The sequence below is a fragment of the Kribbella sp. HUAS MG21 genome (assembly GCF_040254265.1).
In the GTDB taxonomy this organism is placed as follows: Bacteria; Actinomycetota; Actinomycetes; order Propionibacteriales; family Kribbellaceae; genus Kribbella.
This window is the reverse complement of sequence record NZ_CP158165.1, coordinates 4,751,492-4,768,254: the sequence shown is the minus strand read 5'-3', so window position 1 is coordinate 4,768,254 and position 16,763 is coordinate 4,751,492. Positions and strand designations below refer to the sequence as shown.

The following is a 16,763-nucleotide window of genomic DNA, read 5'->3' as shown; positions in this document are numbered from 1 at the left end:
CCTCTCTTACGGGGCGGTGGTGGCCGTGAGGACACCCTTCAGGTCGAGCTGCTCGGCGAAATGGCACGCGACTTTGCGGCCACCGATCTCGCGCAGCCGCGGGACTTCGGACGCACACCGGGCCTCGGCGTACCCGCACCGGGGATGGAACGGGCAACCGGCCGGCACCTTCGACGGATCCGCGATCTCGCCGCGCAGCTTGATCCGCTCACGCTTGCCGCGGGACGCGGGATCGGGATCCGGTACGGCGCTCAGCAGCGCCTCGGTGTACGGGTGCAGGGGCTTGCTGTACAGCTCCTCGGTCGACGCGCTCTCGACGAGCTTGCCGACGTACATCACCGCGACGTCGTCGGCGACGTGCTCGACGATGCCGAGGTCGTGGGACACGAACAGGTAGGTGAGGCCGGCCTCCTCCTGCAGATCCCTGAGCAGGTTCAGGATCTGCGCCCGGACCGAGACGTCGAGCGCGCTGACCGCCTCGTCCGCGACCACCAGCCGCGGATCGGTCGCCAGCGCCCGGGCGATCACCACGCGCTGCCGCTCGCCGCCGCTGAACGCGTGCGGGTAGCGGTGCGCGTACTCCGCCCGCAGCCCGACGCGGCGCAGCAGCGCGGCGACCTTGTCGTCGATCTCGTCGCGGGAGCCGGCCTCCTGGACCTTCAGCGGCTCCGCGATGATGTCGCGCAACGTCTTGCGCGGGTCGAGCGACGCGTGCGGGTCCTGGAAGATCAGCCGGACCTGGGCGCGGTACGGCTTGAGCTCCTTCTCGGACAGCGGCGCCAGGTCGACGCCGTCGAACATGATGCTGCCCGACGTCGGCTCGTACGCCCGCACGATGCAGCGCCCGAGGGTCGTCTTGCCGCAGCCCGACTCGCCGACCAGCCCGAGCGTCCGCCCGGCCCTGATCGCCAGGTCGACACCGTCGACGGCCTTCACGAAACCGCGGTTCCGCCCGAAGATCCCGCCGTGCAACGGGAAATGCATCGTCAGGGCTTTGGTCTCCAGCAGGTTCATCGCTCCCCCTCCCCGTACAGCAGGCACGCGACGTCGATCTCGTCGCTGCGTACCCGCGCCGGCACGATCCGGTCGCACTTGTCCGTCATGAACGCGTCGCACCGCGGATGGAACCGGCACCCGGCCGGCCGTTCGTACGGCGGCGGAACCGTGCCGCGGACGGCGACCAGCCGGTCCTGGCCCTGCTGACCGAGCCGCGGCACCGAGCGCACCAGGGCCTGCGTGTACGGGTGTTTCGGCTTGCTCAGTACGGCGGCCGCGGGACCCTGCTCGACGACCTCGCCGAGGTACATCACCGCGACCTCGTCGGCGACCTGGGCCGCGACGCCGAGGTCGTGCGTGATCAGCATGATCGCCATCCCGAACTCCTGCTGCAGGTCCTGCAGCAGGTCGAGGATCTGCGCCTGCGTGGTGACGTCGAGCGCGGTCGTCGGCTCGTCCGCGATCAGCAGCCGCGGCCGGCAGGACAGCGCCATCGCGATCATCGCGCGTTGCCGCATGCCGCCGCTGAGCTCGAACGGGTACGCGTCGACCCGGCGCTGCGGGTCCGGGATGCCGACCCGGCCGAGCATCTCGATCGCCCGTTCGCGGGCGGCCTGCTTGCCGACGCATCCGTGCAGCCGCACCGCCTCGACGATCTGGTCGCCGATCGTGTGCACCAGGCTAAGCGACGCCATCGGCTCCTGGAACACCATCGCGATGTCGGCCCAGCGCACCTGCCGCAGCCGCTTGTCCTTCGCGGCCAGCAGGTCGAGCGGCTCCTTGCCCGCCTCGTCGTCGTACAGCAGCACCTGGCCGCCGACGATCCGGGCCGGCCGCTCGACCAGCCGCAGGATCGACCGCGCGGTGACGCTCTTGCCGCACCCGGACTCGCCGACCACGGCCAGCGTGCGACCGCGGGGCACCGTCAGACTGACGCCGTCGACCGCCTTGACCACGCCGTCACCGAGCTCGAAGTGGGTCCTGAGCTCGCGTACTTCCAACAACGGTTGCATGGAGGCTCCTACTTGTAGGGATCCGCGGCGTCCCGCAGACCGTCGCCGACGAAGTTCATGGCGAGGACGACGACCACGACCGCGAGGCCCGGGGTGAGCAGCCACGGGGCGGTGGCGACCGCGCGGATGTTCTGCGCGCCTTCGAGCAGCACGCCCCAGCTGACCGCGGGCGCCTGCAGGCCCAGGCCGAGGAACGACAGGCTGGTCTCGGCGAGGATCATCCGCGGTACCGCCATCGAGATCGACGCGATGATGTGGCTGGCGAACGACGGCACCATGTGGCCGAAGATGATCCCGGTGCGGCCGACCCCGTCCAGCCGGGCGGCCATCACGAAGTCCTCCTCGCGCAGGCTGAGGAACCGGCCGCGGACGTCGCGCGCCAGCCCGGTCCAGCCGATCAGCGACAGGATCACCGTGATCGCGAAGTACCTCGTCAACGGACCCCAGCTACTGGGCAGGGCCGCCGACAACGCCATCCACAGCGGCAGCGTCGGGATCGACATGATGAACTCGATGACCCGCTGGATGAGGTTGTCGACCGCGCCGCCCAGGTAGCCGGAGATGCCGCCGATCAGCATGCCGAGCAGGAAGCTCGCGAACACGCCGATCAGGCCGATCGACAACGAGACCCGGGCGCCGTGGATCAGCCGCGACAGCAGGTCCCGGCCGGAGTGGTCGGCGCCGACCAGGAAGAACGGGTCGCCGGCCTTGGTCGGGCCGATCAGGTGGATGTCGGACTTGATCGGCCCGAGGATCGTGTACTCGTCACCGCGGACGAACCACCCGACGTCGACGATCTTCGACTTGTCGACGGTGAACGTCTGCTCGAACGTCTCCTGGTTGCGCGTCGACGAGTACCCGTACACGAACATCCCGTGCTCGCCGTCAATGTGCACCCGCTGCGGCGGGGCGTACGGCAGCGCGGTGTGCGCGGTGTCCGAGCCGGCCGGCGCGAAGAACCCGGCGAAGATCGCGACGAAGTAGATCGGGATCAGCACGATCAGCCCGATCAGCGCCAGCCGGTGCCGGCGGAACTGCCGCCACATCAGCCGCCACTGCGGCAGCGCGCCGTGGTCGCGGAGGCTCTTCACCACCTCCCCCGGCGGCTGCTGGGTTCCCGGAGGCGGCGTCTCGGGGGCGATCGCCTCGGTCTGCTGGACCATTCAGATCTATCCCTTCTGGAACCGGGCACGGATCCGCGGATCCCACCAGGCCAGTGCGAGGTCGCTGAGCATCGTGCCGATCACCGTCAGGGTGCTGAGGATCAGCACGAAGCTGCCGACCAGATACATGTCCTGGCTCTTCACCGCGCCGAGCAGCAGCGGGCCGCTGGTCGGCAGGCTCATCACGACCGACACGATCGTCTCGCCGCTGATCAGGCCCGGCAGCAGCCAGCCGACGGTGCTGAAGAACGGGCTGAGCGACATCCGGACCGGGTACTTGAGCAGCAGCTTCCACTCGGGCAGGCCCTTCGCCCGGGCGGTCGCGACGTACGGCTTGTGCAACTCGTCGAGCAGGTTGGCCCGGGTGATCCGGATCAGCCCGGCGGTGCCCGCGACCCCGACCACGACGATCGGCACCCACAGGTGCGATATCAGGTCGAGCAGCTTGCCCAGGTTCCAGGCGGCGTCGGCGTACTCCGGTGAGAACAGTCCGCCGACGCTCTGGCCGAAGTACCGGAAGCCGATCCACATCATCACCAGCGCGAGCATGAACTCCGGCACGGCCATCCCGATGAAGCCGAGGAACGACGCGGCGTAGTCGCCGGGCGAGTACTGCCGCAGCGCGCTGTAGATGCCGATCGGGAACGCGATCGACCAGACGAACAGCAGGCTGCCGATCGACAGCAGCATCGACAGCAGGACCCGGTTGCCGATCAGGCTGGCGACCGACTGGTTCCACGCGAACGACTGTCCGAGGTCACCGTGCAGCACCACACCCTTGATCCAGGTGAGGTACTGCACGATGAACGGCTTGTCGAGGCCGTAGTGCCGTTTCAGCTCGGCGATCTGCGAGTCCGGGATGTCCTGGCCGCGGGCCTCCGCGTTCGCGATCACCGTGGTGGTGTAGTCGCCCGGCGGCAGCTTGATCACCACGAAGGTGACGAACGAGATCGCCGCCAGCGTGATGACCATCCAGACCAGCCGCCGGGCCACGAAACGCGGCATTACTGGCCGATCGCGAACTGCTCGGGGTGGACGATGCCCGGGGCCACCGCCTCGATCATCTTCTCCGGCACGTTGTGGAAGTCGTTCTTCACGACGCCGTACGTGTTCGGCACCGAGCTGATCCCGATGTAGTAGAACTGGTCGGCGGCGATCTGCAGGATCTGCTTGCCGAGCTCGAGCGTCTTCGCCGGGTCCGGCTCCTGCCGCGCCTGGGTGAACAGCTCCAGCTGCTTCTTGACCTCGGCCGGCGGCTCGGTGCCCTCCTCGCCCTTCGACTGGTACCACTGCGCCCAGGTGATCGCGTACCGCGCGCTGCCGTCGTTGGTCGGCACCCAGTAGTGGTCACCGCCGGTACCGGTCGGCAGCACGAACGTGCCACAGGTCCAGGTGCCGGCGTCGTGGTCGTTGGCCTTGACGCGCTCCTTGTACAGGTCCTCGCTGATCGCCTGCGTGCGCAGCTCGATCCCGACCGCGGCCCAGCGCTTCTTGACGAACTCGATCGCCTCGACGTGGTCCGGGAACGACTCGCTCACCTGGACGGCGACCGACACCGGCTTGCCGTCCGCGCCGAGCCGCTTGCCGTCGGCCGCCTTCCTGGTCAGCCCGGCGGCGTCCAGGTGCTGGTTCGCCTTGGCCACGTCGAACTCGAGGAACTGGGTGGCGAGCTGCTCGTTGTAGTACGGCGAGTCCTTCGGCGGCGCGCCCTGCCAGGGTTCGCCCTGGCCCGCGTACACCGCGTCGATGACCTCCTTGCGGTTGATCCCGTGCGACAGGCCGGCCCGGAACTCCTTGTTCGCGAACAGGGCCCGCTTGACCGGGTCCTTGTGCGTCATGTTCAGGCCGATGACGAGGGTGTTCGTCAGCTGGGTGGGCACCTCGAAGATCCGGTAGTTTCCCTTCTCCCGGTTCTGCGCGACGACCGGCTTGTTCTGCGGCGTACCGAAGTTCCGGTACTGCATGCCGAACTCGCCGTTCATCACCTTCAGCAGCTCGACCTGGGCGTCCTGCACGACCTCGACGCGGCAGTTGTCGATGTACGGCAACTGCCGGCCGGCGTCGTCGACCTTCCAGTAATACGGGTTGCGGGTCAGCGTGACCGCGGAACCCTTGCCGAGCGCCGTCGTCACCTTCCACGGCGCCAGCGTCGGCTGCTCCGGGTTGGTCCACGGGTTCTGCTTCTGCGCGAACAGGTCGGTCCAGCTGCCGACGCCGGCCTTCTTCGCCAGCGCGTTCGCGTTCTTGTTGTATTTCAGGTGGAACTGCTGGAAGTAGTGCTTCGGCAGCAGCATCCCGTAGGCGCCTTCGCGCTCGAAGATCGCGTCGGCGATCTGGCCGAGCAGCGACGGCTGCGGCGCGGTGTAGGTCAGCTTGACAGTGCGCTCGTCGACCTTGTCGACCTGGACGAGCTTCTCGGTGTCCGAGGACAGGAACGCGTCGTAGATGCCGTCCGGGTGCAGGCCGGCGTCGCACTGCACCTCGAGGATCGTGAAGATCATGTCGTCGGCCGTACAGGGCTTGCCGTCGGACCACTTCAGGCCCTCACGCAGCTTGAACGTGAACACCTTGCTCTCGGCGTCCACCGTGAACTCGGCGGTGTTCGCCTCCATCTCCTCGTAGCCGGGCTTGCCGGTCTTGTCCGGCTTCCAGCGGACCAGCGGCTCGTAGTGCAGCGCGTACCACAGCCACTGGGTGTCCTCCTGGGTCAGCATCGCCGACCGCCAGGTGCCGCCGTACATCGCCTTGCCGGCCAGCGGCTTGATCACCGGCGGGTTCTTCGGGATCCGGTCGGCCAGCGGGGGCAGCGAGCCCTTGTCCACCAGGGCCTTCAGCATCGGCGACTCCTTCTCGCCGGCCGCCGCGGCCTGCGCGCCGGCACCGGCCGGCTTGGTGTCGAAGAAGCCGCAGCCCGGCACCGTGGCGACCGCCAGGAGGCCGAGGCCGCCCTGCAGCAGCCGGCGCCGGTCGATCGTGCGTGGAGAGTTCTGGAACATGGCGTCTACCTCACTGCTGCTCGAGCGTGATGTTGCTGAACTGCGCGGTCCCGTAGTCGATCAAGGCGTTGTCGACCCTGCCGCCGTCGATCGCGAAACCGATGTAGAAGGTCCGGCTCGGCATCACGAGCTTCTCGTAGCCGAAGCGGTCCCACTTGACCTGATCCCTGGAGATGAAGGCCTCGAACTCGACTTCGCGGGCCTGCGGGCGTTCGCGCCGCAGCAGCCGCAGCCAGTACACCTTCGTGGGATCCAGGTAGCTGTCGTCCCACGGCCACGGGCCGACACTCGGCACCGATCCGTGGGTCTGGATGCGGATCGCCTGCGCTTTCATGCCGCCGTCGTCGGTGGCCGTCGGGGCGGCGCTCGCGTTGTCGTTGACCGTGCCGTAGCCGCCGGCGACGCCGAAGCCGATCCCGCCGTACATGAACGGCGCGGCCGGGTCCAGGGAGTCGCGGATCATCAGGCCCGCGGTCAAGCCGTTGGCGATCTTGCTCAGCTTGTCCAGCCGCGCGGTGATCCGCGAGACCGCGCCGGCGCCGCCCACCGAGAGCTTCTGGTAGACGTAGTGGAAGTTGCTGGTCCGGGCGTAGATCCGGCCCGAGCCCTTGATCGTCAGGACGCCGTTCTCCAGGTTGCCGGAGCCCGGCACCGGCGGCTTGCCGATCGACGCCGACGTCCAGTTGCCGGTTCCGGTCTGCCGGTTGACGTGCAGCTGGACCGCCGTCGACTGGGTCGCCGTACCGTTCTTGTCGGTGGCCCGGGCGGTCAGCCAGTAGGAGCCGTCGGCAACGTTCTTCCACTGGACCTGGTACGGCGCCTGGCTCGCACTGCCGATCACCTGGTCGCCGACGAAGAACTCGACCTTGGCCAGCGCGCCGCCCTTCGCCGCGGCGGCGTCGGCGGTGATCGTCACGGTCGGCGCCGTCCGGCCGGCGACCGTCTGGTTCTGCGCCGGGCTGGTGATCCGCACGGTCGGGTTGCCGACCGGGTCCGGGACCAGCGAGTTCAGGTAGTTCTCCAGGTAGGTGTAGCCGTTCGGCGCGATCTTCTGCGCGTCGGACGGGTCGTTCGGGTCGAGGCCGTTCGCCTGCTCCCACCAGTCCGGGATGCCGTCGTGGTCGGAGTCCACCGGCGCCTCGCCCTGCACCAGCTCCGGGTAGCCGCCGACCTCCTTCTGCGAGTTGATCAGCCGGCCGGTGCCGTTGCGGACCTCGTCGACCAGCCGGGCGTCGGCCGCGTCGCGCTTCGGCAGGATCGCGCCGGCGCCGGCGAGCACCGCGTCGTACGCCTTCGCGGCCGCCTGCACCTCGCCGCGGCCCGGGATCGGCTGCGGCGCGGCCAGTTCGACGATGCCGCCGATCGGGTACCGGATGCCGCGCCGGTTGTGCGCGGTGACGTCGGGGTGACCCTCGACCTGGTTGCCCGACACGTGCCACTGGCCGCCGCGGTTCGCGCTCACCACGACCGGTGCGACCTCGGGGAGCGTGGTCGGCCCCGGCTTGTAGAAGTTGTTCATGATGTTGATGCCGTTGGCCCACTCGCCGCCGTACACCGAGGTGTAACCGTGGTCGTAGACCACGTTGTTGTAGTGGTCGACCTCGAGGTTGATGCCCTCGGTGTAGCCGAAGCGCGGCTGCCGGCCGCCCTGGTGGGCGATCAGGTTGTGGTGGTACGTGTTCCGCTCGCCGCCCCAGATGCCGCCGTACCCGTGCCGGTTCTTCGGGTGCGTGGACAGCGCCAGGCCCTCGGAGACGATGCACCACTGGACGGTGACGTCGTAGTTGCCGTACGGCGACAGGCACTCGTCGACCGCCCAGCTGAACGAGCAGTGGTCGATGATCAGGTTGCGGATCTCGGGGCTGACGGAGCCCGGCACGTTGGTCTCGAAGGAGTCGCCCGCGACCGCGTTCAGGTCGCCGAGCCGGAACCGCAGGTAGCGGATCACGATGTCGTGGGCGCCACCCTTGATCCCCGTGCCCTGGCCGGCCACGCAGATCCCGCCACCAGGCGCGGTCTGTCCGGCGATCGTCAGGTTGTTGCCGGAGATCATCAGCCCGGTCTCGAGGTGGATCGTCCCGGAGACCCGGAACACGACGGTCCGGTCCGAGCCGGAGACCGCGTCCCGCAGCGACCCGGGTCCGGAATCGGCCAGCGTGGTCACCTCGTACACGGAGCCGCCGCGGCCGCCCTTCGCCCACTTGCCGGCGCCCTCGGCGCCCGGGAAGGCAGGCAGCCGGTCGTCGGCCGCGGTCGTGCCGGCAGCGGACATTGCGCTCGCGGTCGGCGTGATGCCGAGCGACGCGACGCCGATCGCGGCGGCGGTGGTCCCGACGAATCCGCGCCGGGACCATCCGGTCGCCGGCGCTTCGCCAGGTTGAGTTTCGGTCATCGTCCATGCCTCGCTTTCGGCAGGGGGCGGCGGCTGCTGAGACGCGCAGCTGAATATCTAGTCAAGTCCGAATGGAACGACGGCCCTCATGGTCACGGAGGTTACGAGGCCGTGTCAAGGGCGTGACGCCCAGAAATTGCAATCGTTTGCACCCGGTGATTTTCTCGATCGCAATCGTTTGCACGACCTCTTGCCCGGACGTCGGAAGCGGTGGTTACCTAGCCTGCATGCCCTTGCGCCCACTCCCCCTCGGCAGCACGTTACTCACCGGCGGCTTCTGGCTGGAACGTCAGCGGATCAACCGCGAGACGACCATCCCGGCGGCCGCGGAGCGCCTCGAGGAGGTCGGCACGCTGGAGAACTTCCGGCGCGCCGCCCGCGGCGCCTCCGGCGGCTTCGCCGGGAAGCTGTTCGCCGACACCGACGTCTACAAATGGCTCGAGGCGGTCGCCTGGGAGCAGGCCCGCGAGCCGTCGCCGCAACTGGCCGAGTGGCAGGCCGCCGGGAACGCGCTGGTCGCCGCCGCGCAGGAGCCCGACGGGTACCTCAACACCCATACGCGGCTCGCGCTGGACGGGCAGCGGTACGGCGACCTGGAGAAGGGCCACGAACTGTACTGCGCGGGGCACCTGTTGCAGGCCGCCGTGGCGCAGGCGCGCGCGACCGGGGACCGCACGTTGCTCGACATCGCGTGCCGGTTCGCCGATCACTTGTGCAAGACGTTCGGTCCGGGCCGGCTCGAAGGTGTCGACGGGCATCCGCTGATCGAGATGGCGCTCGTCGAGCTGTACCGCGAGACCGGTACGGCGGCGTACCTGGAGCTGGCGTCGTACTTCGTGGAGGCTCGCGGCCACGGGACGCTCGCGGTTCCGGGGCACCACGGGCCGGCGTACTTCCAGGACCATATGCCGGTGCGCGAGGTGCGCACGATCGCTGGCCACGCGGTACGCGCGCTCTACCTCGCCGCCGGGGCGACCGACGTCGCGGTGGAGACGGGCGACGCCGAGCTGCTCGACGCGCTGCGGGCGACCTGGCAGACGATGGTCGAGAGCCAGACGTACCTGACCGGCGGCGTCGGCTCGCGCTGGTACGGCGAGGCGTTCGGCGACCCGTTCGAGCTGCCGCCGGACGCGGCGTACTGCGAGACCTGCGCGGCGATCGCGAGCGTGCAGTGGAGTTGGCGGCTGCTGCTCGCGACGGGTGAGAGGAAGTACGCCGACCTGATCGAGCGGACGCTCTACAACGCGGTGATCTCCGGCGTCTCGCTCGGCGGCGACCGGTTCTTCTACGTGAACACGCTGAAGGTGCGGAACAACGCCTTCGCCGACGACCAGCGCTCCGCGGTCGGCGGCCGGCAGCCGTGGTTCGGGACCGCGTGCTGCCCGCCGAACGTGATGCGGACCCTGTCGTCGCTCGATCAGCTGATCGCGACGGCCGACGACGACGGAGTGCAGGTGCACTTGTATGCGCCGGCTTCGGTGCGGGCGGGCTCGATCGGGTTCGACATCGAGACCGACTATCCGTGGCACGGGACGATCCGGGTGCGGATCACGGCCAGCCCGGGCACGCCCTGGACGCTCGGGCTGCGGATCCCCGCCTGGGCCGAGAGCCACCGGCTGACCGTCAACGGGCACGAGGGACCGCTCCGGCGGGTGTGGTCGGTGGGCGACGAGGTCGTCCTCGAGCTGCCGGTCGCGGCGCGCCGGACGACACCTGACGAGCGGATCGACTCGGTGCGCGGCTGCGTCGCGATCGAGCGCGGCCCGCTCGTGTACTGCTTCGAGCAGCAGGACGCGGCCGTCGTCCTCGACTCGACGGCGGTGGTGGCGGGTGAGCTGATCGAGCGGGAACAGCCTGAGCTGCTCGGCGGTGTGACGACCGTCGAGGTGCCGGCGCGCGAGGGCTCGCTGACCGCGATCCCGTACTACGCCTGGGCGAACCGCGAGGTCGGCCCGATGACCGTGTGGATCCGGGAGGACGCGTGAACTACTGGGAAGATCCGGGTCCGGGGTACGGCGTCCTGCCGCCGCGTTCGGCGGTGCGCTCGGATGCGCCGCGGCTGAGTCTGAACGGGCAGTGGCGGTTCAAGCTGTCGCCGTCGGTGGGACCGACCGGGTTCGAGGCGGTGGACTTCGACGACTCGGACTGGGGCTGGCTGCCGGTGCCTTCGTCGTGGCCGTTGCACGGGCACGGGAGTCCGGCGTACACGAACCAGAAGTACCCGTTCCCGGTGGATCCGCCGTACGTGCCGGACGAGAACCCGACCGGGGACCATCGGCTGGTCTTCGAGCTGCCGGAGGCGTGGAGCGGGCCGACGGTGCTGCGGTTCGACGGGGTGGACTCGTGCGCGCGGGTCTGGCTGAACGGGGTCGAGCTCGGGGTGACGCGCGGTTCGCGGCTGCCGGCCGAGTTCGCGGTCGGCGACGTCCTGCGGCCGGGGCGGAACGTGCTCGCGGTCCGGGTCCACCAGTGGTCGTCGGGGTCGTACCTCGAGGACCAGGACATGTGGTGGCTGCCGGGCATCTTCCGGGACGTCACGCTGATCTCGCGACCGGCTTTCGGCACCGACGTGTTCGTGCACGCGGACTACGCCGACGGTGCCGGCGTACTGCGGGTCGAGTCGGCGCCGGGGGCGATCGTGCGGATCCCGGAGCTGGACGTCGAGGCTCCGTGCGGCGAGACGGTGACGATTCCGGGGGTCGAGCCGTGGTCGGCCGAGGTGCCGCGGCTGTACGACGCGGTCGTGGAGCTGCCCGGTGAGACGGTGTCGCTGCGGATCGGGTTCCGGACGGTCGAGATCGTCGACGGCGTCCTGCGGGTCAACGGGCGGCGGATCGTCTTCCGCGGGGTGAACCGGCACGAGCACGATCCCGTCTTCGGCCGCGCCGTACCTCTCGAGCGGATGCGCGAAGAGCTGCTGGTGATGAAGCGGCACAACATCAACGCGATCCGGACCAGCCACTACCCACCGGACTCGCGGCTGCTGGAGCTGTGCGACGAGCTCGGGTTCTGGGTGATGGACGAGTGCGACTACGAGACGCACGGGTTCTTCCTGCTCGACTGGCGCGGGAACCCGGCCGACGACCCGCGGTTCCTGGAAGCGTCGCTGGACCGGATGCGACGCACGGTGGAGCGGGACAAGAACCACCCGTGCGTGGTGATGTGGTCGCTCGGCAACGAGGCCGGCGTCGGGTCGAACCTGACCGCGATGGCGGCGTGGGCCCGGGACCGGGATCCGTCGCGGCCTGTGCATTACGAGGGCGATCTGACGTGTGCGGATGTGGACGTGTACAGCCGGATGTACGCCTCGCACGCTGAGGTGGAGGCGATCGGTAAGCGTGCCGAGAAGCCGCTGGAGGATCCCGTGCTGGACGCGCGGCGGCGGGCGATGCCGTTCGTGCTGTGCGAGTATTCGCATGCCGGAGGCAACGGTCCTGGCGGGTTGCCGGAGTACGAGGAGCTGTTCGACCGGTACGAGCGGTGCCAGGGCGGGTTCCTCTGGGAGTGGATGGAACACGGCATCCTGCGCGCCGACGGTTCGTACGGCTACGGCGGCGACTTCGGCGAGGAGCTCCACGACGGCACGTACGTGCTGGACGGGCTGGTCTTCCCGGATCTCACACCGCAGCCCGTACTGGCCGAGGTCCACAAGGTCTACGAGCCGGTGCGCCTGACGATCGCCGGCAACACGCTGACCATCACCAACCGGTACGACGTACTCGACACGTCCCACCTGTCGCTGCTCTGGGACGTCGCCGACGAAGGTGTGGTCGTTGCCCGCGGCACCCTGGACTTCCCCGTCGTCCCGGCGGGCGGCGCGGCCACGATCCAACTCCCGGAGCTACCCGCCGAGAACCACTGGCTGACGATCCGCGCCGTGCTAAACCACGACACCCCCTGGGCATCCGCCGGTCACGAGGTAGCCTTCACCCAATCCCACCTCACCCCTTCAACGCCCAAACCCGCCGCGCCCGCACCCACCTCGGCGCCGGCCCCCGCCTTCGCGCCCGTGGGCCGCCCCGGGGGTCCACCCCTGAGACGGGATGGTGTGGAGCTTGGGCCAGGCTGGTTCGACGGGCGCACGGGGCGGCTCGCCGGGTTGAGCGGGTGGGATGTCCAGCATGTGCCACTCGAGTTGTGGCGGGCGCCCACGCAGCACGACGCGCGGACCTGGGATGCTACGACGCTCGACCGGAAGGCGCGGTGGGCCAACGCGGGGCTGGATCGGCTGCGGTACCGGACTGTCTCCGTGCAGCCGACGGCCGACGGGCTGACCGTGGTGACGATGGTCGGTGCGGCGGCGTCCGACGCTCGGGTGCTGACGACGTACCAATGGACGACCGACGGGCGCAACCTGCACGCCCAGGTGGACGTCGAGCCGCTGGGCGAGTGGACGGTGCCGTGGGCGCGGCTGGGCGTGACGTTCGGCGTGCCGGCCGGGTTCCAGACCATGACCTGGTTCGGCCTCGGCCCGGGTCAGGCGTACCCGGACTCGCGGTCGGCGGTCCGGATCGGACGCTACACAAGGACGATCGACGACCTCCAGGTCCCGTACCTGTACCCGCAGGAGAACGGCGCCCGCGGCGACGTCCGCTGGGCCGAACTCTCCGGCAGCGCGGGCACACTCCGCCTGGCCGGCGACCCGCACCTGGCGTTGACCGTACGCCGCTGGACGATCGCCGACCTCGCCGCCGCCGAACACCCGGCGGACCTCCGCCCGAGCGACCACGTCTGGATCACCCTGGACGCGCTGCAGCACGGTCTCGGCTCACCGACCAGCGGCGCGCCGATCCTCCCGCCGCACGACCTGCAACCGCGGCAGCACACCTTCAGGTTCAGCTTGGGAAGCTGATCCACGTCCCGGCCAACGGCTCCTGACCGACGCCCGGCTTCGACCAGTCGCACACGCCCTCGGGGAAGATCGCCTGCAGCTTCTCCCATTGGGCATCGGTGAAGCCCGGGTACTCCGACCGCTCCGGCGTCCGCAGCTTGCACTTGATCACGTCCGCCGCCACCCCCGCACCGGCCACCTCGCGCGGGAACGACGCCGACGGGAACAACCGCTCGCAGCGCGACGCCGGATCCCGGTCCAAGGGCTGCGCCACGAACTCGGTCGACCCCGGTACCCGGCACCCCTCGACGAGTCCGGCCGGTCGCGCCGCCACGATCTTCTCGATCCGCGGCCGCGACGTGCTGTCCGCTGTCAGTTGGGTCAGCCAACGATCCATCGCGTCGACCGCGTGCCGCAGCAGCGGGCTCGCGGTGCTGAACCCGCCGTACGTCGAGTCCTCGAGCAGGCTCACGTGGTTGGCCGCCGTACCGTTCGCCTTCTGCAGCCGGGCGCGCAGCGAGAACGTGTGGTACCGGACGTGGATGTCGCCGTTCGGATTGGTGTCGGCGTACGCGCGGTAGTCGATGATCGGCACGTCCTTCAGCCCACCGCCGCCGTTGGTCAGCCGCCCGGTCCGGTACGCCGCCCGTACGGCCTGCGGATCCGCGACGGTCCGGGCCGGCACCAGGTTCGCGTCCGGGTCGAAGCCGCCGACCCGCTGGTTCAGGTCGAGGAACTGCGCGGGCGTGATGCCGCCGGACCGCAGGACCTTCAGCCCGTACTGGATCCCGACGTTGTCCAGCGGCCGGCGCGCGAACCCGGTCGCCGGGTCCGCGCCGTACGCGTTGACCGTGTGGTCGAACACGTCGCACCGGGCGCCGCCGGGGTTCGTCACCGGGTCGTAGCGCAGGTCCGGCGGGACGATCGCGCAGTTCTGCCGTGGGTCGATCCGGTTCGCGCTGACCGCCATGGCCGGCAGCGTCGCGTACGTCTGGAACCCGGACACCTGCCGCTTCTGCTCCTGCGTCCACGCGAGACCCGACCGGTCGAAGTACGAGTTCAGCAGCCAGGCGTCGCTGATGAACGACACGGTGCCGAACCCGACCTCCGGGAACGAGCAGCCGACGACGATACCGTCGAAGATGCCCGGGTAGTTGTCGGTGATCTGGTGCGCCTGGTACGAGCCACCCGAGCAGCCGAACCCGATCGTGAAGTCCGGCCGGCCGTAGTGCTCGACGAACAACTCCTTGGTCGTCATCGCGGACTCGGCCGCGGTCAGGTCGTTGCAGTTCTGCCCGAAGACGTTCAGCGACGAGGACAACAGCGCGTACCCGCGGCTGAGCAGAACCGCGTCCGTCACGCCGCCGGTCGTCGAGCCGGACCGGTACCAGCCGCCGGCGCACCCGCCGCCGAGGGTGAAGATGGCCTTCCCGTTCCAGGTCGTCGAGCGGCGCGTCGGCGTCGGCGCGGGCTCGCGCAGCGGGTCGTGCAACATGGTCGACTGGACGACGGCCCGGTTCGCGCTCCCGGTCTCCATCCGGACGACGAACGGGTCACCAGAGCCCGTCGTCGCCAGGTCGGCCGGGTACGACGTCGCGCCGCGGGGCCAGGGCGCGAACTTGCCGGCCGTCGTCCGGTAGAAGTAGTCGACGCGCGGCGCGACCGTGCAGTCCCGGTCGAGCGGCGCGCCGAGCGTGCCGCCGATCACCGGGATCGTGAACTTCGCCGTCTCGCAGACGAACGGCTGCTCGTGCGGACCGGAGAACACCGGCCCCTGGCGCGGGTGGTTCCGCAGTTCCAGCGTCGTACGCTGTCCGTCCGCCTCCGCGCGGAGCGTGTTCGGCCCGAGCCGCAGGCCCCGCACCAGCCCGGTCAGCCCGGTCCCGTTGGGTGTGAACGCCGCCGAGACGTCGTCGCCGTTCAGCGTGATCCGCACCTGGTCGTCCGCATCCGGTACCGCGACGTGCACCAGCGCGTCGCCTCCGGTCACCAGGTCGGCCCGGCTCGACAGGACCTCGAGTTTCACCTCACGCGACGCGAGCGCCGGGACCGCGGGGATCACGAGCGCACTGGCGAGCAGCGCGGCGATCAGACGAACCGGTCCGGAACGAATCACAGGTCCTCCAAGGTTCAGGCGGCGACGACCTCGCAGACGCGGGAAAGCATGTGCTTGTTTATACCCAGGATCGGTGAATCTGTTTCATACGATCTGATATCAACCCGGCGAAACCTCGGCGACGACGATCACCGGGTGCCGGCCGGCGACCGCGACGTCGTACCGCGCCTCGATCCGCCACCCGCGCCCGAGCGCGGCCGCCTGTTCCGGCGTGAGGAGCGCGACCAGCCGCCCGTCGAGCACCCGCCGCCAGGCCCGCAGGTACGGCGCGATGTCGCCGATCCGCACGCGCCGGTTCCAGGGCGGGTTGGTGACGATCCGATCGGCCGCCCCTGTGAGCCGTCGTGTATCCGCCCGCACCCAGGTCAGTCCGCCGCTTGGCGCGTTGGCTCGGGCCGCGGCATTGTCTCGGGCCGCGGCGAGGGCGGCTGGATCTCGGTCCAGCCCGACGTACCTGGCGCGGGGCTCGAGCAGCTGAGCCTCCAGGAGCAGCGTGCCGGCGCCGCAGAACGGATCGAGCACGTCCTGCCCGGGCGCCAGCCCGGCGAGCCGTGCCATCGCGGCGGCCACCGGCGGATGCAGGCTGCCCGGCACGGTCCGGGTGCGCCACGCGCGCCGATGCAGCGGTACGCCGTACGGCCGGCGGGCGATCCAGAACGTCTTGCCGTCCAGTACGACCCGCCATTCGACCCGCTCCTCCGGCGGCACGGCCCCGCCGCGCCGCGAGTGGTACCGCGCACCGGTGAGCCGCGCGATCCGCTCCCCCACCAGATCCTCGATGTCGAACCGGTTGAAGTTCCGCACCCCCACGAACGACGCACTCACCGCGAACGCGGCCTCCCGCTCGCAAGCCAGCTCCGCAGCACCTACCGCGGCAACCAGCCCGGCCTTCGTCCGCCCCGGATCCACCGCCGCGCCGCTCACGACGAACAGGTCGTCAGCCACGCGCGGCGGCCGCTCCACGATCGCGTCCGACGACGGCTCGACCACCACCAGTCGCTTGGACACCTCGACGACCCGATGGCCCGCCGCGGCCACCTCCTCGGCCGCCAACCACTCCAGACCCGCAACCACCCGCACCAGTACCAGCGCAGAACGCATGAAGAGATCTCCCGGCAAGCACCCGGGAGCAACCGGTCGGCCACTCCCGCCTCACCGGCCAAGGGCAGAACGCCACACAACGGGCCAGCGGAAACTAGCCCAGTCGGAAGAAGAAGCTCTTCATGCGGCCGATCATGGCAGGTGGCTGCACGCTG

10 protein-coding genes are annotated in these 16,763 nt (G+C 69.9%); 2 read left to right on the top strand and 8 right to left on the bottom strand.

The genetic code is table 11. The features are described 5' to 3' along the window. Positions 1-6: 6 nt before the first annotated feature. Genes ABN611_RS23425 through ABN611_RS23400 form a run of 6 tightly spaced genes read right to left on the bottom strand, consistent with a single transcriptional unit; the run spans position 7 to position 8,560 of the window. Positions 7-1,014 carry an oligopeptide/dipeptide ABC transporter ATP-binding protein gene (locus tag ABN611_RS23425; protein ID WP_350274364.1) on the bottom strand — a complete coding sequence of 336 codons (1,008 nt, stop codon included), beginning with the start codon at positions 1,012-1,014 and terminating at the stop codon, positions 7-9. Beyond that, on the bottom strand, positions 1,011-2,009 hold the full coding sequence (locus tag ABN611_RS23420; RefSeq protein WP_350274363.1) for an ABC transporter ATP-binding protein: 999 nt from the start codon (positions 2,007-2,009) through the stop codon (positions 1,011-1,013). Before ABN611_RS23420 ends, ABN611_RS23425 begins: the two co-directional genes overlap by 4 nt. Before the next feature lie 8 nt (positions 2,010-2,017). Further along, entirely contained in the window at positions 2,018-3,172 is a 1,155-nt protein-coding gene (locus tag ABN611_RS23415) for an ABC transporter permease (RefSeq protein ID WP_350274362.1), read from the bottom strand. A gap of 6 nt (positions 3,173-3,178) precedes the next feature. Then, entirely contained in the window at positions 3,179-4,177 is a 999-nt protein-coding gene (locus ABN611_RS23410) for an ABC transporter permease (RefSeq protein ID WP_350274361.1), read from the bottom strand. Further along, positions 4,177-6,168 (bottom strand): ABC transporter substrate-binding protein, encoded by a 1,992-nt coding sequence (locus tag ABN611_RS23405; RefSeq protein ID WP_350274360.1) that lies wholly within the window; start codon positions 6,166-6,168, stop codon positions 4,177-4,179. The genes ABN611_RS23410 and ABN611_RS23405 overlap by 1 nt, the downstream gene beginning before the upstream one ends. Before the next feature lie 10 nt (positions 6,169-6,178). Next, a complete protein-coding gene (locus ABN611_RS23400) occupies positions 6,179-8,560 on the bottom strand; it encodes an Ig-like domain-containing protein (RefSeq protein ID WP_350274359.1) in 2,382 nt (793 codons plus the stop codon). A 227-nt stretch (positions 8,561-8,787) separates the two neighbouring features. On the opposite strand from ABN611_RS23400, the gene ABN611_RS23395 reads away from it, so the two are divergent. Together ABN611_RS23395 and ABN611_RS23390 are read left to right on the top strand one after the other, a co-directional pair. Next, positions 8,788-10,545, top strand: coding sequence for a beta-L-arabinofuranosidase domain-containing protein (locus ABN611_RS23395; RefSeq protein ID WP_350274358.1), 1,758 nt, complete (start codon positions 8,788-8,790; stop codon positions 10,543-10,545). After that, entirely contained in the window at positions 10,542-13,412 is a 2,871-nt protein-coding gene (locus tag ABN611_RS23390; RefSeq protein WP_350274357.1) for a glycoside hydrolase family 2 TIM barrel-domain containing protein, read from the top strand. Before ABN611_RS23395 ends, ABN611_RS23390 begins: the two co-directional genes overlap by 4 nt. Here ABN611_RS23390 and ABN611_RS23385 read toward each other — a convergent pair. Together ABN611_RS23385 and ABN611_RS23380 are read right to left on the bottom strand one after the other, a co-directional pair. Further along, positions 13,396-15,507, bottom strand: a complete 2,112-nt coding sequence (locus ABN611_RS23385; RefSeq protein ID WP_350274356.1) for a DUF6351 family protein — start codon at positions 15,505-15,507, stop codon at positions 13,396-13,398. The genes ABN611_RS23390 and ABN611_RS23385 overlap by 17 nt on opposite strands. 99 nt (positions 15,508-15,606) lie before the next feature. Further along, complete coding sequence (locus ABN611_RS23380) at positions 15,607-16,608, bottom strand: methyltransferase domain-containing protein (protein WP_350274355.1); 1,002 nt, start codon at positions 16,606-16,608, stop codon at positions 15,607-15,609. Between the last annotated feature and the right edge of the window lie 155 nt (positions 16,609-16,763).